Here is a 19,235-nt window from a genome sequence, read left to right as displayed (position 1 = left end):
CAGTCAGGGCACCAGTCAGGGCGCGAGTGAGCCATTGATTGTCGGGTTACGCTATCGCTACCCCGACCTACGATGCCCTCGATTTTGGCGTTGCGGGCAATATTTGCCCAGTCTCCACCGCGGCGGCGGGCCAAGGGGTTTACCGATATGTATTGGATCGTCGCTCTGCTGGCATTGGCCGAGCTCGGTATCGGATGGTCACTCGACTACCTCCCGGTGGGCTCGCAGGACGCCGAGATCGCCGCACTGATTCATATCGCGCTCGGCATCGTCCTCGCGGTGCTGGTCGTCATCACGCCGATCTGGCGGCTCTTCGCCCGCTCGCCGGACCATTCGCATGGCCGTCCGCGCTGGCTCCAGATCGCATTGGTGGTGTTCGAGTCGCTGCTGTTCAGCCTGCTGCTCGTGACCGCGCTGACTGGCTACCTGGCGTGGGCCTTCAGCGGCGGAGCGACGCCGAGCTGGACGCAGTGGCTGCCGCCGTCGTTACCCATCGGCCAGCACGTGGACGCCCTGTTCAGCCAATGGCACGAAATCACCGCCATCGCGGTGACGGTCCCGATCATCGGTACGCTGGCGCTGCTCACGTGGAGTGCGCTCAAGCGGCCACCGCGGCCACATCATCGGCGCGTGCTGGTGCCGCCCGTGGCAACGTCGGCATCTGAACCAGCACCAACATCGGCACCCGCACCAGCACCCGCACCGGCACCGGCGTCGAGCAATGAGCCGGAGACGCCGCCGGACGAGGATTTGCTCGCCAACAGCCGGGGGCTCGCGCGGAACCTGAAGATCTTCGGCAGCGTCGCGTTCTGGGTGCAGCTTTGCCTGGGGCTCATCGCCGTGCTGCTGTTGATCGTCACCACCTCGAGCAGCTACTACGAGGAAAACCAGCCAACGCTGTACGGCTTCTCATGGGGCAAGGGTATCGTCTGGGCCTATCTCTCGCTCGGCGTACTCGCGCTCACGGTCATCGGCTTTTATTCCTGCATCGTGCTCGCGCGCTCGTTGAAGCGCGGCGAGATGGCCGAGGGCACCGGGGCGAGTGTCAAGCGGCTGGTCTCGACGATCAACTTCGGCAGCGCGCTGGGCCTAACACTGGCGATCCTCGGCACCGCCTTCAGCATCGCGCTGCTGATCTCGAAGACCGTCTCCGAACCGCCGGGCATCGCGATCACCAATCCCCAGTCCATCGTCCGCGCGGTCGATGTCTTCGTCCTGCTTGCGAACTTCGAGATCGTCGTCGCGCACTTCATCGGCATCCTGATCTGTCTGTGGATCCTCAATCGCCTCCACCGCTTCAACTTGTGACTCATCATCGTGCCCGAAACCGGCTACCGCCCTGAGGAGACCGGGCAAGTATTCGACCTACGATGCGCTCGATTTCGGCGGCGCGGCCAGTATTTGCCCAATCTCTCCGCTCGGCCACCCCGCATGCGCCCCGTTTGGGTTGTTGCCGAGGCGCGGCTAAGGATCGCAGCAGCTCTTGTGGGAGCGGCACTCTTGGTGCCGCGACCGGCGGTAAGACAGCACGCCGTGCCCTGAGTCACTGCCAAGCGGCAGGCAACCTCTCCCAGCCATTCTCGCGCCACAAAAGGCAGTGGCGCTCCCACGCCGCCGCGCCTGGAGCAGCTGTTGTGGGAGGGCGGGTTAGCGCAGCGTAACCCGACAATTCACAGCTTACCGGCGTCCAGCGCCAGGTTACGCTGCGCTAACCCGACCTACGATCCGCTCGATTTCGGTGCTGCGAGCAGTACTTGCCCAGTTCCTTCGCTCCCCCGCCCGAAGTGCGCGCCGTTTCAGTTGATTCTGAGGCGTGGCTAAGCCCTCACCCCCGGGGCTACTGCCGCGCCGCCGCAATCAGTTCTCGAACTTGAAGAAGATGTCCGCGCCCTGGGTGCCGCCGGTCTCGGCCTGTAACTCGATCCGGTTGGAGAGGTCGTAGCGCATCTTGATGGTCTCGTTGGCGTCGCTGGTGGCGCCCTCGTATTCCATGTAGATCTTCGGCGTGATATAGGTACCCACCGCCAGGGCGCGCTTGTCAGCCGCGGCATTGCGGGTCGGCGGTATGCCCGTGATCAGGTACTGCGTCACCTGGGACTGGGTCAACTCCGGGTTGGACTCCGAGAAGAACGCGAGCTTGGGATGGCGCAGGGTACCCAGCACCCGCACGCCGGCGGTCACGTCGCCGCCCTCGCGCTGGGCGTTCAGGATCAGGCCGGGGTTGGAGATGGGCGTCTTGGCGAACACGACGACGCCCTGCTCGATGGTGAGCGGCTTGCCGATGGCGGTGAGCACGCCCAGCGTCGGCAAGGTCACGCGGTAGGTGCCGTCGACGATCTTGAGCTGCCCGTCGCCCAGGATCTGGTCGCCCCGCGGCGCCTTGGTGATGCGCAATTGCCCGCGCAGCAGGCCGCGCAGGCCGAAGGCGTCGATGGACACCTTCTCGCCGAGCTTGGCGAGCACATCGATGCTGAGCGGCAACGGCTGCTTCTGCTGGCTCTGCGTCTCCACGACCACGTCCGGTGACGGCTCCACCGCGCCCGCCGGCACCGTGCGCGGCTTGATGCGCGCCTCCGGCACGTCGATCTGACCCCGCACAGCGGTGCCCCCGGGGCCGACGCCGACGTTCATGTCGAGCGACAGCAGCGCGAAGTATTCGCTGCTGTCGGCAACCTTGAGCTTCTTGCCGCGCACGCTCACCTGCGCCGCCGGCTTCGCGCCGGCGAGGTCCACCGTGCCGTTCAGGTCCAGGCGCCCGCCGCCCACATTGGCGCCGCCGGTGAGATCGAACCCGCTGGCACCCCGGCTCGTTGCGGTGAGGCTTCCATTGGACACCGTCGTGCCGTAGAGCGGCAGCCGCAGCCCAAGGTTGCGCGCCTGCAGTTGCCCGCCCAGGTTCGGCGCACCCAGGGTACCGGCCAAGCGCACGTCGCCCTCGATATTGCCGGTGACGTTGTCGATATCCGGAAACAGGTTGGAGATCACGGACAGCTCGGAGAGGTTCAGCCGCAGGTTGCCGCGCAGCGCCTGGGATGAACCGCTGTTCAGCCGGAATCCCGGCAGTGTCACCTCGGCTTGCGCGCCCCCGACACGGGCGAGCGGCAGATTGAAACTCGCATCCAGGGCATTGGCGCCGGCCCGCACGTCGAGCCGCGTACCGGAGAAGGTCAGCTTGTCCTTGTTCTCGTCGTTCAGCGACAGCACGACCTCGCCGGTGGGCACCTCCACGCGGGCACTGCCGGTGAGCTGGTTGCCCTCGCCGCGGAAACGGCCGTCGGCGCGCACGTAGCCCTTCATCACCAGGAGCTCCGGCAGCAGCGGGTTCAGGATGTTGAAGTCGATGCGATCGGCGTTGAGCGAGACCTCGAAGCGCCCCGCCTGCGGCTGCTCGAAGCCGACGCAAGCGCCGGAGCCGGCGCCATTGCCGAGACAGAGGGGGCCGACCTTGGCGGCACCGCCGGCGTAGTCGAGGGGCGCCAGGCGCTGTAGGCTCCAGGTGCCGAGCGTCTGCGTCGTCAGCGTCAGCTCGCCGAGGCTGCCCTTGTAGTCGAAGCTCGGGCTCAAGCCGCCGTTGACGGCCAGCTTCACGCCAAGCGCCTCACCGCCGAGGGTCGCCTTCAGGCTATGGCTGTCCATGCGGCCGCGGCCCTGCACGGACAGGGTCTCGAAGCGCTGTCCGCCGGCGACGAGGTTGCTGCCGGTGATGTCGATGTTGAAGTCGCCGCCCGCGCCCAGCCCGACATCCACGCTGCCGTCGATCGCGGCGATGCCCTGCCCCGAGACCTCGGCATCCCGCCCCTTGAAACTGAGCCGCACGCGCGGCGCAGCGAGGGTGCCGCCGACCTTGCCGTTCGCGTCCAGGCTGCCGGCGCCGCCCGGCACCAGGGCGGCGAGGTCCGGCGAGGTGAAATCGAACCGGAAGTCGAGCTGCTGATCGGCGAGACTGCCGTCGGCGGTCAGCCGCGTGCTGCCGGAGCCGGCGGTGAGGTTCTCCACGCGGATATTCTTGCCCTGCATGCTGAGCGCCGCATCGAGGCGCACAGGATAGCCGCGCAGCTTGCCGCTGACGTCGCTGATGCGCGCCGAGAGGTCCGGCCCCTGATCGGTCATCCGGCCCTGGCTCTGCACCTGCCCGCCGATGCTTCCAGGCCACTCGGCGAGCAGGCTGCCCGGATCGAGATCCTTCAGCGTCAGCGCCGCGTCCCAGCTCAGCGCCGGCGCCCAGGCGACCCGTCCGGTGCCGTCGATACGGCCCTTCAGCGCCTTGATCTGAAGCTTCTCGAGCTGGACCGCCTTGGCGTCGCCCTTGCCGCCGATGTCCACCACCGCGGGCGGATAGTCGCCGACGGCGGCGCTGCCCTGGACCTTGAAATCGAAGCCCTGTTTCAGCCCGCCGGTACTGGTGAGCTTAAAGCCGACCTGCCCGTCCAGCCCGGGATACTGGCGACCGGGGTCCAGGTCGTTGGCGGTGAGCGCGAGGTCCCATACCGGCGTGGGCGACCACGCCAGCTTGCCGCCGCCGTCGATGACACCACCCAGGGTTTCGACGGTCAGGGTGTCGACCTGCACTTGCTTGAGATCGCCCTTGCCGGCGAGGTTCATCACGGCGTCCGGGTAGGCCTTGAGCTGGGTGACGATGTTGGCGTCGAAGCCATAGCCCTGCTCCAGCCCACCGCGGGAGTCGGCCTTCAGCGCCACCTTGCCGTCGAGCCCCGGCACCTGCAGGCCGGGGTCGATGTCCGCGGCGGTAACGGCGATGTCCCAGGTCACCGCTGGCGACCAGGCGGCGCTGCCCTTGGCCTCGATGCGGCCACCGAGCGTCTCCACCAGCAGGCGGTCCACGCGGGTCGCCTTGGTGCTGCCGTTGCCGCTCAGGTCGATGCGCGCCTCGGGGATGTTGGCGCCGTACAGCTCGGCGTTCAGGGTGTAGCCGAAGGCGTCCAGGTCGCCGACGACGTCCAGCTTGCCGAGCGGCGCCTCCACCAGCGCCTTGCCCGCGAGCGGCCAGCGCAGCCGCTCCCAGGCGCCGTGGATGTCGAATGCGGGCGTCGGTCCGGACAGGTCCGCGTGGCCGGTGAGGTCGAGCATGGCGCCGGAGCCGGTCTCGTCCACGCGCACGGTGTTCAGCGTGAGTCGCTGCTCGGCCCAGGCGAGGTCCAGCTTGGCGGAGAGCTTGCCGACGTCGGGAAGGTCCGGCGCATCCCCGGACAGGCTGCCGGTGACGCTGCCTTTGTTCAGGTCGCCACTGCTATCGAGCCGCGCGGTGACGTTCACGGCGGGGGCGTCCGGCACGATGGCCGGCAGGTCCAGGCGCTCCAGGTGCATGTCAGCCCGCCAGGACGGTGCGCTCAGCACGTCGTGCACGGTGGCGTCGAGGGTCAGCACCACCGCTCCCTCCACGCGGTTGTGGATATCGAGCGCCGCCAGGGTGCCGCCGATACTGCCGGCGCCGCTGAGCTCCAGTGCCGGCGGCCGCCGGAAGCGCCAGTCGAGCTTGAGATCCACCGGATAGTCGCCGGTGAGCTGGGCCTTGCCCGCGGCCGTGGCGCTCGCCTCGGGCTGGGCGAGCTGGGCGCTGAGGCGGCGCAGATCCACCCGATCGGACTCCGCGGTGGCGGAGAGCTCGGCACGGGTGAGCAGAATCGCCGTATTCTCCGGTGCGCCCTTCTCGCGGATGCTCAGCCGCTCCACCAGCAGGCGCTGGATGTCCACCTCGATGGGGAGGCGGATCTGCTTCGGCAGCTCGAAGGGCTCCTTCTTCGCTTTGGGCGTGGACACAACGTCGACGTCCGCGACCGTCAGGTCATCGATGTGCAGCCGGCCGATGAGCAACGCGCCGGGCTGCCAGTCGAGGTGCAGGTGACCGACTCGCACCGACAGCCCGGGGAGCTCCAGCATCACGTCCCCCAGCGTCAGCTCGCCGAGCACGCGGCCGTCCACCTGGCCGACGGTGATCATCTGCGGCGCGAGCTCCTCGGCCAGGCCCACGGCGGCGCGCAGGCCGGTCTGCGTGCCCAGCACGAAGCCTAAGAGCAGCACTACCAGCAGCAGCACGACGCCCACCACCCGCAGCAGCAGGCGGAGCAGCTTCCAGCCGATGGACGATTTGCCGGCGTTACGTCTGGGCATGGGGCTTGGGGTCCTGAGCGCTATCCGTCAAGGGTAACCGCGCGGCATCCCACGCCGCCATCGCCTGCGGCGATCCTGTGAGCCACTTAACGCGGCAACGGTGGTTGAACGGTCCGGCGTCGACCATGAGCGCCTCCGCCGCCGTGGGAGCGCCGTCCTCGGGGCGACGCGCGCCCAATCGCGGCGGGGACGCCGCTCCCACGGGGTCATCACGTTGGACGGAGTTGTGATCAAGGCCGACGCTCCCAAGGGTGCATCCCGCAGGGTGTCCGGCAAGGCACGGCGAGGCGGAATCGTCATTCGCGGCTCAAAGATCCGGCCCAAGCCCCAGGTGCAGCCTGAACCCCGCCGGGTCCTTGGTGATCGCATAGGCGAGGTCCACCCGGATCGGACCGATCGGCGTCGCGAAGCGCAGACCGCCGCCGACGCTTTGCTCCCACGCGGAGTTGTAGGTCGGGTCGAAGGCGTTGCCGAAGTCGGTGAACACCGCCACACCCCAGGGGCCTTTGATGGTGCGGTCGTACTCCAGGCTGCCGACGGCCAGGAAGCGCCCGCCCACCACCTGGCCCGTGGCCGGGTCGATCGGTCCCAGCGCGTCCAGACCCCAGCCGCGAATGCTGCTGTCGCCACCGGCGAAGAAGCGTTGACTCGCCGGCACGTCCTGCAGGCTGGGGGCCCAGGTGGCGCCCAGGTCGGCGCGGGTGATGAAGCGGTTGCGGGCGCCTAAGGTCTTGATCCACTTAACGCTGGCCGTCCCGGACAGAAAGCTGGTCTCGGACAGCACGTTGCGTGCCGTACCCTGGACCAGGAATCGCACCCGGTAGCCGTTCTTGGTGTTGATGGGGTCGTCTGCATCCACCCTTGACCACGCCACATACGGGACCAGCCCATTGAAGGTATTGTTCGGCTCGTCCGTGATCTTGTAGTCCTCGTAGCGATAGTCGACGCCGATGTCCCGCCGCCAGCCACTGCGGGTGAGAATGGACTGCGCGGCGCCGACCTTGAACTGCGTCCCCTGTCGGCTGGCGGTGTCGTAGGAGTAAAGCTCCGGACGGATGACGTAATAGTCGGACAGCGGATTGCGGAACGGAATCCGGTAGTCGGCGACCAGCGACTGGGTCACTGGCGCCACCTGGATCTCGGCCTTCAGCTTGTGCCCGCGCGGGCCGATGTAGCGGCGCCGATAATCGAGGCTGAAGCGCGGCCCGATGTCCGTCGCGTAGCCGACGCCGACTAGGTACTTGTTGGGCTTGTTGCGCTCGGCCACGACGCGGATCGGGACCTGGTGATCAGGCCCGGCCTGGTCCATGAGCGGCACGATCTCGACGTTTTTGTAGTACTCCATGGCGACGAGATTGCCCTGCAGTTGCAGCAGCAGGTCCGGGTCGTAGACGTCGCCCGGCTTGAAGTCCACGAACTTCTTCAGGTAGGCGTCCGACAGCAGGTCCTGCTTGAACGTCACGTGCCCGAAGTAGAAGCGCGGGCCGGTTTCGAGATGGAACTCGATGTGGGCGTCGTAGGCGACCGGATCGATCAGCACGACATGCCGGACGAGGTCGGCGTCCAGATAGCCCTGCTCGGAGGCGATGGCCGTGATCTCGTTCTTGGCCTTGTCGTAGTCGGCGTGCAGCAGGACATCGCCCGGCTGCATCGGGAACTTTTTCGGAAATGCGGGATTGTCCGCGCCGGCTCCGGTGATCTGGTAGTCGACAGAGGCAATCTTGACGGGCTGGCCCGGGTCGATGCGATAGGTGGCCACCCAGCGGTCGTTGCCCTGTTCCGGCTGCTTCAGGCTGTCCTGCACCTGCACCCGGTAGAGGCCGAAGGGCGCCAGCGCGTTGCGGATCTGCTCCGGTGCCCGGCGGTGCAGGGCCAGCAGCAGCGGCACCGTGAGGTTCTTCTTGCCTTGCTCCTGGTAGATGGCGAGCAGCGCCAGGACGTTCTTGCGCTCCTGGCCCTCGACGCCTTCGACGTTCACCTGCAACGACACGGCCGCCGCCGGCAACGGCAGGCACAGCGCGATACACAGCAGCACGCGCCGGGCCCGGGAACGCCGGCGGACAAGCTGACACCAGCGCTGGCTAATGGCAGAGGGCATAGCGAAGATACTAGTGAAGACAAGTCAATATGCAACTCTTTTCAACGCGTTTATGACGTATCCATTCCGTGTCCGCGGCCATCGCCCGGGCCCGGCCCCAGACTGGACCCCGGGCTGGGCTCAAGACTGGGCTCAAGACTGGGCTCAAGACTGGGCGCGCCGCCCCGGAGCTCGGCGCGCAGCTCGGCGAGATCCGCCCGCAGCCGGCTCACCTCCGCCAGCACCCGGCCGGTGTCGTCGTGCATCGCCCCTTCCACCTCCCGGCGGTCCGCGGCATGTCCGGCCTCGTGCATGGTCTGCATGGTATCCACGATGATGCCGATGAAGAGATTCAGCATCGTGAAGGTGGCGATGAGGATAAAGGGCACGAAAAAGGCCCAGGCGGCAGGATATGCCGCCATCACCGGGCGCACGATGCCCATCGACCAGCTCTCCAAGGTCATGATCTGGAACAGCGTGTACATGGACGCGCCGATACTCCCGAACCATTCCGGAAAGTCCTGTCCGAACAGACCCGTCGCCATCACCGCGAATACGTAAAACAAGAGCAGCATCAGGCCCGCAATCGACGTAATGCCCGGGATCGCCGCCAAGAGCGCCTCCACCACGAAGCGCAGCCGCGGCACCGTGGACACCAGCCGCAGTACCCGCAGCACGCGCAGCGCCCGCAGCACCGCCAGCGGCCCGCTCGCCGGCACCAGCGCGATGCCCACCACCACGAAGTCGAAGACGTTCCATGCGCCGCGGAAGAAACCGAGCCGAAACGCATAGATCTTGAGGCCGATCTCGACGATGTAGATCGCCAGCGCCACGCGATCGAGCAGGTGCAACAACCCGCCCCAGTCCGACCTGATCGATGCCGAGGTCTCCAGCCCCAGCGTGACGGCGTTGACGACAATCACGGCGATGATGAAGCGCTGCACCGGGGCAGATTCGATCCAGGCGCCGATACGTTCGCGGGACGACATGCGAAAAACTCCTGGCTTGTCGGGTTGATTCGAAAATGAGGCGCGGGCGCCGATCATAACTTGGCCCGCCGCCGTGGGAGCGCCGTCCTCGGCGCGACGGGCACCCGATCGCGTCGAGGACGCCGCTCCCACCGGGCCACGGCACTGGACGGAGTTGTGATCAAGACCGAGGTGCGGGGCCGGACGAGGCGTTGACGCAGTGCGGAGTGCGAAGTGCGGCGCGGGACGCGCGGCGCATCGAGAGCGGAAACCCGGCGTACGCGCCACGTGCTTCGGACTTCGGACTTCGGACTTCGGACTTCGCACTCCGTACTTTTTCGCCGCTCCATCACACGCCCGCGCTAAGCTTTCTGGGCTACCCATCCGCTGCACGAGCACGATAATGGACGAGATCCGCGTCGAGAGCTGGAGCGATCTCCAGGAGGCCCTGTTCGCCGATGCCTGGATCCCCGAGCTCGGGCGCTATCGCTCCCGCTACGCCTTCCGCGGCCTGTCCGACGCTCGCTATCGGCTGGAGACGACGCTGTGCCGGCTGGGCGGCGATTATGCGGTGCTGGAGCGGCACCTGCTGCGGAATTTTCGCAAGTATGCCCATCGCCGCGTGGTGGAACGGGACTCGGTCTGGCACTGGCTCTCCGTCGCCCAGCACTATGGCCTGCCGACGCGGCTCATGGACTGGACCTACTCACCCTTCGCGGCGCTGCACTTCGCCACCGCCAACATCGATCTCTTCGACCGCGACGGCGCCATCTGGGGCGCCAACTATCTGCGCACCCACGAGCTGGTGCCGGACATGCTGGCGGAATGCCTGGCGCGCGAGGGCGCCAACGTGTTCACGGTCGAGATGCTGTCGGAGACGTTCAAGTCCCTGGAGGAGCTGGACGCATCCTGTCCGCGACCCTTCGCGCTCTTCTTCGAGCCGCCCTCCATCGACGACCGCATCGTCAACCAGTTCGCGTTCTTCTCGGTCATGTCCGACCCACGGCTGACCATGGATCAGTGGCTCGTCGAGCACCCGGGGCTCGCGCGTAAGATCGTGGTACCCGCGAGCCTCAAGTGGGAGATCCGCGACAAGCTCGACCAGTCCAACGTCACCGAGCGGGTGCTCTTCCCCGGCCTGGAGGGACTCACCGCCTGGCTCAAGCGCCATTACAGCCCTAAGGGATAGGGCCGAGCACTGAGGGCTGAGGGCCGCGGCGGATCCCGCCTGATACGGCCCGAAGAGCAGACGGGAGGATAGAGGCCGCTCCTTGCCCGTGTCGCCCTCCAGGGCGACACCCCCAGGGCAACGGCCGGAGTGTCGCCCTTGTATCTTGGCGCCGTGGGGATTAGCTACCCCCACACAGGGAGCGGGTAAGCCCGCTGTCGCCGTGGTTTCTCGGCTCCGGCCCCACCCGGGTTGGCGTCCTGCAAAATTGCCTGAAACGGGGTACTAGTCCTGCGCGGCAAACCGCCCCGCCCCCAACAACGGCGCCTGCTGATTCAGGATCACCCGCACGGGCATCCGCTCCATCAGCGAGCGCATGCGGCCTTTCTCCAAGAAACCCTGCTGGAAGCCGCCAGCGCGCAGCAGATCCAGGTTCTTCGGCGCGATACCACCGCCGAGATAAACGCCGCCGAGTGCCATGTGCTTGAGCGCCATGTTGCCCGCCTCGCGGCCAAAGAGGACCGCAAACAGGTCCATGGTCTCGGCACAGACCGGACAGCCCGAGTCGGCGCTCTCGGCGACCGCCGCGGCCAGGTCGCCGTCGCCGGCCAGCGCCGATGCCACCGCCGGCGGATGCTCGGCGCGGTGGAAATCAGCCAGGAAGCTGTAGATGTTGCCGATGCCCATGCCGGACACCACCCGCTCCCAGCTGACACGCCCGAAGCGCCCCTGAAGGTGCTGGAGCAAGGCAAACTCGCGCTGGTCGGTCGGTGCGAAATCCGTGTGCCCGCCCTCGGTGGCGAAGGCGTGGTGGCGCTCGCCGTCCCAGTACAGCCCGGCCTCACCGAGGCCGGTGCCGGGGGCTACCACACAGGCGTTGCCACGCGCCTCGCCCGACGCGTCGGGCTCACCCGCCTGGACTTCGGCAAGATCGTCGGCGCCGAGCGCCGCAACGCCCCAGGCCACCGCCTCCAGATCGTTGAGGAGATGCACGCGGCCGAGGTCCAACGCCTGCTCCAGCTCGGCCGCATCCACCTCCCAGGGGAGATTGGTGGTCTTGCTGTGCCGGTCCACCACCGGCCCGGCGATGGCGAAGCTGCCCGCATCGCAGACCGCGCCGGCTTCGTCCAGATAGCGCCGCACGATGTCCGCCAGCGCACCATAGTCGCCGCTCGGATAGCGGACCGCTTCGGACACGGCGACCTGATCGCCGTCCACCTCCGCCACTGCGAGGCCCGTCTTGGTGCCGCCGATGTCGCCTACCAACACGCGCATGTCGTTTCTCCGGCTGCTGTCTTGACTTGGGTCAAGATCATAGCAAGCCGCCGGAGGAGCCGCTTCACACTGGTGGATCGGGCCACCGCGCGGGGACTCCGCGCGGCGACAGCGGCGCCGAACGGCGCCGCAGACAGATGTCCTACTTGGACTTGGACTCCGCGGCAGGCGCAGCGGGCGCGGCCGGTGCCGGCCAGGCGTAGGTGGGATAGCCATAGCCATAAGGAGAGCCGCCCCAGGCGTACGGATAGCCACCCCAGCCATAGCCCGGATAGCCGCCCCAGCCATAGCCAGGATACCCACCCCAACCGTAGCCAGGATAGCCGCCCCAGCCACCCCAGGGACCACCCCAGCCGCCCCACGGGCCGCCCCAGCCGCCCCAGCCGGGTCCCCCGAACCAGTTGAACGGGTTGAACGGACCCCAGAAGGCATTTGCCGAGCCGGCGGCGAACAGGGTCGCGGCGGCCAGACCTGCGGCAAGCAACAGACGCTTCTTAGCGAGCATTGGGTTACCTCCGTCGTTGACATCGCGAATCGACGGGACCGGCCCAGTGGACTCGGCCCGAATTGAGCTTAGGCAGGCAATCGCCGCCCTGGGTTGACGTATGTCAATTTCGTAATATTCGCATATGCTTACTCAACTTTATACGGAGAGCTGCTGCGGAAAGTACGAAGTGCGAAGTGTGGGGTGCGGGGTGCGAGACGCGGACACCTACTGCAGGGGTCGCGCAGTTTGGCTGCCCCGCAGACTTTGGGTACGACAGCCCGCTTGCTTGAGCCGGTCTCTGTTAGGTGTTTCGGCCCCGCGATGGCGCCGTCCCCTGCCGGCTAGTATCGAAGCGAAACGGCGCCGCGAGCGTACCGTGCGGCAGGCGCAGCAGCACGCGGGCCTCCCAGGTCATGCGGTGGCGCACGCAGATGGGGAGCATGCCGCGGCCGGTGTAGTGGCCGGGTTGGTCCGGGGATGGCGTCAGGGTGACGCGGTTGTAGCCCATGTCCATGTCGACGCCGGCGAAGTCGAGCTCGACGCGCTCGGGCCGCGGCAGGCCGGTGAGCCAGGCGTCGATGGTGAGCGGCTGTGCCGCGGGGATGCCGCGGGGGCGGACGGCGAGTTGCACCCGGCCGCCGTCGCCGAAGTGCACGCTGCAGTCGGCGCGGGTGACGTCGCAGGCGGGGTTCAGCGGCGCGCGCTCGGCGATGGGCGGGAAGAGGATGGGCCAGGCCTTGTAGACCGCGGTGCCGATGACAGCGGCGGCGAGCAGGGCGACGGCGAGCCAGAGGATGACCCGGAGGGGATCAGGGCCGGGGTCGGCTCGGCGGTTGCTGACAGGTTGGTGCATGTGGTGGTGGCGCCCCGGTGGGTCCCGATCGCGGCGCGGACGCTGCGTCCACGCGGGAGGCGTGGCGGGTTCTTTTAGGCTTAGTCATAGCACGGCGGCGCGGTGCCGTGCCGGATCGCGGCGCGGACGCCGCTCCCACCGACCGGGCGTCAGCGCCGGTCGTCCCAAGTTTGCTTCTTGCGGTAGATGGTGGATGGGCTGACACCGAGCGCGGCGGCGGCCTGGGGGATATTGTCGTTGTAGTAGGCGATGGCCTGCTCGATGGCCTCGCGCTCGATGTCCTTGAGCGGGCGGATCGGCGAGCCATTCGCCGGTGGCCTGCGCAGCGCGGCAGCCGGCCGCGGCGGCGCGCTGCCGACGGGCGCGCTGGGGTCGATGCTGTCCAAGGGTGGCGGCAGCATGTGCCGGGTCACGCGCTCGCCGTCGTAGAGCACCACCACGTTCTGGATCACGTTCTGGAGCTGGCGCACGTTGCCGGGCCAGGCATAGGCCAGGAAAACCGCCTCCACGTCCGCGTCGAAGCCAGTGAACCGTTTGCCTTCCTCTTGCGCATGGCGGGCCAGGAAGCTGTTGGCCAGTTCCAGGATGTCCCCCTCGCGATCGCGCAGCGGCGGCAGTTGAATCGGGATCACGTGCAGGCGGTAGAAGAGGTCCTCGCGAAAGCGCCCGGCCGCCACCTCCGCCAGCGGATCGCGGTTCGTGGCGCAGACGAAGCGCACGTCTACGCTCTCGATGCCGGACGCCCCTACCGGCTGGAAGGTGCCGGTCTGCACGAAGCGCAGCAGCTTGGTCTGCAGGTCGAGGTCCATCTCCGCGATCTCGTCCAGAAACAGGGTGCCGCCGCCGGCCTGCTTGGCCGCGCCGACGCGATCGCGCACGGCGCCGGTGAAGGCGCCCTTCACATGGCCGAAGATCTCGCTCTCCATCAGATCGCGCGGAATGGCGGCGCAATTGATGGCGACGAAGGGCTTGTCACGACGGTCGCTGGCGCGGTGGATGGCCTCGGCACAGACCTCCTTGCCGCTGCCGCTCTCGCCGGTGATGAACACCGTGGCCCGGCTCGGTGCGGCGCTGTCGATGATGCGGTACACCGCCTGCATGGGCAGAGAGCTGCCAAGGAAGCCGTGGTAGCCCTCGCGGCGGAAATCGTCGGTGAGCCGGTCGACGAAGCTGCGCATGCGCACCTTCTCGGCGGCGTTGCGGACGGTGACGATGAGGCGCTTCTGCGAAACCGGCTTTTCGACGAAGTCGAAGGCGCCGTAACGCATGGCGTCCACCGCCTTGTCCACGGAGCCGTGGCCGGTGATGACCACTACGGCGATGGGCATCCGCCGCTCGTGGACATGGCGCAGAATGTCCATGCCGTCCATGTCCGGCAATTGCAGGTCCAGCAGCAGCACGACGGGCGGGTGGTGCTCGATGCGTGCCATGGCACTGGCACCGTCCGGCACATGCGTCACCAGATACGTCTCGTCGCGTAGGTAGCCGCGGTAGATGCTGCCGAGGCTCAGGCTATCCTCGACGATCAGCACGGCGGCGGGGTCGCTTGCCATTGTCCACGGGCTCCGTGAAAACCTCTGGGCAGCACCGGGGTCACCGGTTCGGGCACAGACGCCCGGTCGGATGGGGTGCAAAGGGGATTTACCGATATGATAACGCCGACCGGCGCTGATGGCGGTCCCAGTGGGCTGGGATTCAGGACGCCGCCGCCTCGCCGCCGTAGCGCGCAAGCAGCTCGCGCAGAACGGTCTCACCGCAGGTTCGCAGGCTCGCCACCTGGCTTCGCAGCGGGTCCAGCGCACCGTCGCGACCGGACCTTTCGATGGCGAGGGCCATCTCCCGCAAGGCAACGGCACCGAAGGTGGCGGCACTGCCCTTGAGCGCGTGCCCCTGACGCGCGGCGCCCGCGCAATCACCGTTCTCGACCGCCTGCTCAATGGCGTCGATGCGCTCGCGCGCCTCCTCGACGAAGGTGGCCACCACCTCCGGCATCAACGCATCGGAGAGGTCGGAAGCCAGCGCGGCGATGACACGCTCGTCCAGCACCGCCAGCGCGGCAATTTCCGCCGGCAGCGCCTGGGCCTCGGCAGCAGCCAGCACCGCGTCAGCCGGTTGTCTCGGCGTTGCGGCGGGCCGCCCGGCATCGGCTGGTGGCGAGGCTGGGGCCATCGCGGCCATGGGTATCTTGCCGACGGCGCCGGGCTGAGCCCATCTGAGCACGGCCTCGAACAACGCCCGCCGCTCGATGGGCTTGCTCAGATAGCCGTCCATGCCCGCCTCCAGACAGCGCCGGCGATCCTCGTCGAAGGCGTTCGCGGTCATGGCGACGATGGGCACGCGCCCGCGCTTGCCGGGCAGCGCGCGGATGCAGCCGGTGGCCTCGATGCCATCCATCTCCGGCATCGCCAGATCCATCAGTACCAGCGAGTAGTTCTGCCGGTTCACCGCCGCCACCGCCTGCAGCCCGTTCTCGGCGATATCCACGCGGAACCCCGCCTTGCCGAGAATACTCGTCGCCACGAGCTGATTGGCCCGGCTGTCCTCCGCCAACAGCACCGGTAGCGCGTCGGCCGCAAGGTGGGCGATACCCTCGGCCAAGCCGTCCGCCGGCGCCGCCTGCGTCGCCGGAGTCTCCTTGGTCAAGGCATCGACCAGCGCCGCCAACAGCGTGGACGGCGTCACCGGGATGCGCAGGCGCGCCACCCATGTCCCACCCGGCTCCACCGCACAACGGCTGCCGACGCGGTAGAGCGCAATTTCCCGGGGCGGCCCAGCTGCGCCTGGCCGCGCCAACCGGACCGCCCCGCAGCACCCCGCCGGCACACCGGCGGACGGTTGCCGCAACACCGATACCGCGACGCCATAGGCACCCAATTGCTCCGCGAGCGCATCCGCCAGCAGTGCGTTGTCCGCCCACAGGCTGATCTGCCGGTCGCCGAGCGGCGCCGCGGCCGTCCCACGCGCACCCGCCGGCACCGCGTGCGGAAGCGGCAGGGCAAGGGTGAACCTACTCCCCTCCCCAGGGGTGCTCATCAGGGTGATGTCGCCACCCAGCAGCCGCGCGAGCCGCCGGCTGATGGCGAGCCCCAAGCCGCTGCCGCCCTGGGGCCGCCCGTTAGGTCCGTGTGCCTGCTTGAACTCGGAGAACAGCTCCGCCTGATCTTCCGCCGCGATGCCGACGCCGGTGTCCAGCACATCGATGTGTAGAATCTCGGCGCCCGGGTCACGCTCGAGGCGCAATTGCACCGCGCCCTCGTCGGTGAAGCGGATGGCATTGCCCAGTAGGTTCAGCAGGATTTGCCGCACCAGGCCCGGATCGGTGTCGATACGCTCGGGCACCGTCGGCTCGCAGAACACGGTGAGCTCCAAGCCATGGGCATGGGCTCGCGCGGCCAGCAGATCCACGACGCTCTTGACGATCTCTTCCGGATCGCTGGCCCGCGGCGCGGGCTCGACGCGGCCGCTCTCGATCTTGGAGAAGTCCAGCACGCTGTTGACGATGGACAACAGCGCCCGCGCCGACTCGCCGGCGGTGGCGGCGTAGTTGCGCTGCTCATCGTCGAGCTCCGACTCCAGCAGCAACTCGTTCATGTTGAGAATCGCGTTGAGCGGCGTGCGGATCTCGTGGCTCATCGCGGCGAGGAAGCGAGTCTTGGCCTCGTTGGCCACGTCGGCGCGCTGCGCGCGCTCCTCGAGCTGCGCCTGCACCCGACGCCGTTCCGAGATGTCGCGCATGAACAGCGTCTTGAAGCGGCCGGCCGGGGTGCGCCACGCGGAGACCGTCACCTCCACCGGCAAGCGCTGTCCACCGACGCCCACCAGTTCCAACTCGCCGCGACGGGGTGCGTCCGGCGCTGCCGGGCTGCCGAGCAGCAGCGTCCGCGCCGCCGGCTCCACATGCTCGAAGTCGATGCAGGCATCGAGTCCGCGGCCGCGCAGGACTGTCGCCGCGATGCCGAGCAACTGCTCGGCGGCGGCGTTGAGCTCCACCACCCGGCCCGCGTCGTCCAGGGTGACGATGCCGTCGTGGGCGGTGTCCAGCAGTTGACGCAGGCGTGCCTCGCGCTCGCGCACCTCCGCGGCGCGGCGCTCGGCGTCGGCGAGCGCCGCGCGCGCGGCCGTGTCACTACCCGCGAGCCGGCGCGACATGGCGTTGAAGGCATCGATCAGCCGGTCGTGCTGGCGGTCGCCGATGGCCGCGAGCTCCAGCCCCGGGCCGTCACGGGCGACCTGCGCGGCGCCGTGCTCGAGCCTCGACAGCAGACGCCGGACAGCGGCGCGATAGCGCCAGGCGGCGCTGGCGACAAAGAGCAGGAACAACAGCGCGAGCGCGGGCCACAGCGTGTGCAGCACGGCGGCCGTGCGCCCCGGTATTGGCGGCTGTACGCCCAGCTCGATGCGTCCAACGCGGGCGCCATCGGCACCGATGGCCTCCACCGACACCAACCGCAGCCCGGCGTCGGCGGCGCGTGCAGCGTCTGCCCGCGGCACGCTGCCGCCGAGCGCGCGCTGACGCCCGTCGCCCTGGAGCACCCGGACGAAAACGACCCGTGCATCGCCAGCCGCACGATCCACCAGCGCATCGAGCAGACCCGGTGCCGCCGCATCGTGCACCAGCGCGGTGGCCAGCGCGTCGGCCCAGACCTGGCCCGAGCGCTCGGCGTCCTGCGCGGCCCCATGCAGCACCCGCGAGCCGGTGATGAACAGGCCGACCAGCAGTACCAGCGCGATGGTCGGGAGGCCGGCGAGCAATTTTTGGCTGGCACGCATTGCACACGGTCGCGGCGTCACCGGCGGATACCGGTGACGCCGCAGCTTAGCACAGGCCGGTGAGCCCTGAACCCGACCGCTCCGAGCGGGCCGCGGGATGACGCACCGGGGCAACGGTAGGCGCAGACCGGGCGCGGCCCGGCCTGGCAGGACGCAACGGGACGCCCTGCCGAGACCGGCCGGCGAACGGCAGGGCGGGCGGTGGAGGTCCGCCGGCGGACCGCGGGGAGCGTCCGCCAGCGGCTATCTTCAGCGTCCGGCGATGGCACCGATGGCCGCGTGCGCGTCTAAGTCCGCCAGTAACCGGTTGACCATCGCGGCCCGCGCGTCCCAACCGTCACCGGCGACGCGGCGGCGGCGCAGCGCCCGCCACTCGGCCGGCTCGGCCGCCGCCGCCGATACGGCAGCGGCGGCAGCATCGGCATCCTCGGCCCGCGTCACGAGGTCTGCATAGCCGCCAAGGTTGGACCGACCGGCGACCAGCACCGGCAACCCCGTGGCCAGGGCCTCCAGCAAGGTGACCGGGGGCGCGCGCCGCACCGGTGCACCCGGGTGGCGCAGCAGCAGGGATGCGTTCCAGAATTGCAGGTAGCGCGGCAGCTGATCCTGCGACCGCGCACCGGCGACGCGCACGTTGGCGAGGCCGCGTACCGCGGACAGGTCGCACGCCACCGGTCCCAGCAGCATGAACCGCCAGTGCGGCAGCCGCCGCGCGATGTCCGCGAACAGCCGCGCATCGAACCCCCTGTCGAAATGGCCGTGGCAGCCCGCAATGGGCCTATGCTGAGGCAGATCGCGGGCGCGTTGTGCCGGCGTCGAGAACAGGTCCAGGTCCACGGCGGCCGGGAGCAGCCGCGTGCGTGCGCGCGGCACCTGCGGCAAGGCGTCGCGCGCCGGCAGCAGCACCAGATCGGCACGCGCGAGGATGGCGGCCTCCTGCACGGCGCACGCGCGCGCGGCGTCGGCGTCCGCGGGTAGCTGCTCAGGGCCCACCTGATAAACCACCGGTCCATCGTACCCCGCCTCCAGCAGCGGGGCCGCCCAAGGCGATGCCAGCCAGAGAATGGGATTGCGCAAGCGGTGGCTCTGCGCGGTACGCATCACCCGCCGTGCCAGCAGGCGTGAGCTCACGAGCGGCGCCAGCGGGTGGGCACCGGCACCAAGATCCTCGGCCGTGAGCACCGGGAACGGCGCCTTGACGTCCGGCGCCGTGTTGGCGGTCGGCGGGGATGCGGCAGCGGGAGCGGCCTGCGCGTGGCGCTCCCGCCGAAAGGCGTCCGCGTCCACCCACAACACCTGACGATCCAACAGCAGCCGGCTCATGAGCTGGAAGGTACAACTCGGGGCGTAGGCCCGGCGCTCGGCGACGACGATGAGATCGGAGACCATAGGGACGTTACAACTCGGGCATGATGGATACGGCAAGCAATTCCACAGCGGGACATGAGCTCCAACGCGGCGGGCAGCAGGGCTCCTGCCCGGCGGGCGCCCCGCCTGTCCAACCCGAA

Annotated in this window: 11 protein-coding genes; 2 read left to right on the top strand and 9 right to left on the bottom strand. The window is 68.6% G+C overall.

Features of this window, described 5'->3' with window-relative positions:
• Window positions 1-147: 147 nt before the first annotated feature.
• Complete coding sequence (locus LJE69_RS20535; RefSeq protein WP_296927934.1) at window positions 148-1,308, top strand: DUF3611 family protein; 1,161 nt, start codon at window positions 148-150, stop codon at window positions 1,306-1,308.
• Between the two features lie 549 nt (window positions 1,309-1,857).
• On the opposite strand, the gene LJE69_RS20530 is transcribed toward LJE69_RS20535, so the two are convergent.
• The 3 genes from LJE69_RS20530 to LJE69_RS20520 form a co-directional block, all read right to left on the bottom strand.
• Complete coding sequence (locus LJE69_RS20530; RefSeq protein ID WP_296927933.1) at window positions 1,858-6,129, bottom strand: translocation/assembly module TamB domain-containing protein; 4,272 nt, start codon at window positions 6,127-6,129, stop codon at window positions 1,858-1,860.
• 307 nt (window positions 6,130-6,436) lie between these two features.
• Window positions 6,437-8,227: an autotransporter assembly complex family protein gene (locus LJE69_RS20525; protein WP_296927932.1), complete on the bottom strand. Its 1,791-nt coding sequence runs from the start codon at window positions 8,225-8,227 to the stop codon at window positions 6,437-6,439.
• 50 nt (window positions 8,228-8,277) lie between these two features.
• The gene (locus LJE69_RS20520; RefSeq protein ID WP_296927931.1) at window positions 8,278-9,195 is read right to left on the bottom strand and encodes an ion transporter; all 918 of its coding nucleotides are present in this window, start codon (window positions 9,193-9,195) and stop codon (window positions 8,278-8,280) included.
• 382 nt (window positions 9,196-9,577) lie between these two features.
• Here LJE69_RS20520 and LJE69_RS20515 point away from each other — a divergent pair, with 382 nt between their 5' ends.
• Complete coding sequence (locus LJE69_RS20515; protein ID WP_296927930.1) at window positions 9,578-10,363, top strand: FRG domain-containing protein; 786 nt, start codon at window positions 9,578-9,580, stop codon at window positions 10,361-10,363.
• A 264-nt stretch (window positions 10,364-10,627) separates the two neighbouring features.
• Here LJE69_RS20515 and glk read toward each other — a convergent pair whose 3' ends face one another.
• The 6 genes from glk to LJE69_RS20485 form a co-directional block, all read right to left on the bottom strand.
• Window positions 10,628-11,617, bottom strand: coding sequence for a glucokinase (gene glk, locus LJE69_RS20510; protein WP_296927929.1), 990 nt, complete (start codon window positions 11,615-11,617; stop codon window positions 10,628-10,630).
• A gap of 142 nt (window positions 11,618-11,759) precedes the next feature.
• Window positions 11,760-12,122 (bottom strand): sulfur globule protein CV3, encoded by a 363-nt coding sequence (locus LJE69_RS20505; protein WP_296927928.1) that lies wholly within the window; start codon window positions 12,120-12,122, stop codon window positions 11,760-11,762.
• Window positions 12,123-12,405: 283 nt separating this feature from the next.
• Entirely contained in the window at window positions 12,406-12,957 is a 552-nt protein-coding gene (locus LJE69_RS20500; RefSeq protein WP_296927927.1) for a hypothetical protein, read from the bottom strand.
• Between the two features lie 149 nt (window positions 12,958-13,106).
• Complete coding sequence (locus tag LJE69_RS20495; RefSeq protein ID WP_296927926.1) at window positions 13,107-14,510, bottom strand: sigma-54 dependent transcriptional regulator; 1,404 nt, start codon at window positions 14,508-14,510, stop codon at window positions 13,107-13,109.
• A gap of 142 nt (window positions 14,511-14,652) precedes the next feature.
• Complete coding sequence (locus tag LJE69_RS20490) at window positions 14,653-17,727, bottom strand: ATP-binding protein (protein ID WP_296927925.1); 3,075 nt, start codon at window positions 17,725-17,727, stop codon at window positions 14,653-14,655.
• Window positions 17,728-17,976: 249 nt separating this feature from the next.
• Entirely contained in the window at window positions 17,977-19,116 is a 1,140-nt protein-coding gene (locus LJE69_RS20485; RefSeq protein WP_296927924.1) for a glycosyltransferase, read from the bottom strand.
• Window positions 19,117-19,235: the final 119 nt, after the last annotated feature.

Origin of the sequence: Thiohalocapsa sp., assembly GCF_022340605.1 — a bacterium.
Taxonomy (GTDB): Bacteria; Pseudomonadota; Gammaproteobacteria; order Chromatiales; family Chromatiaceae; genus Thiohalocapsa.
This window is presented reverse-complemented; position numbering and strand designations above follow the sequence as displayed.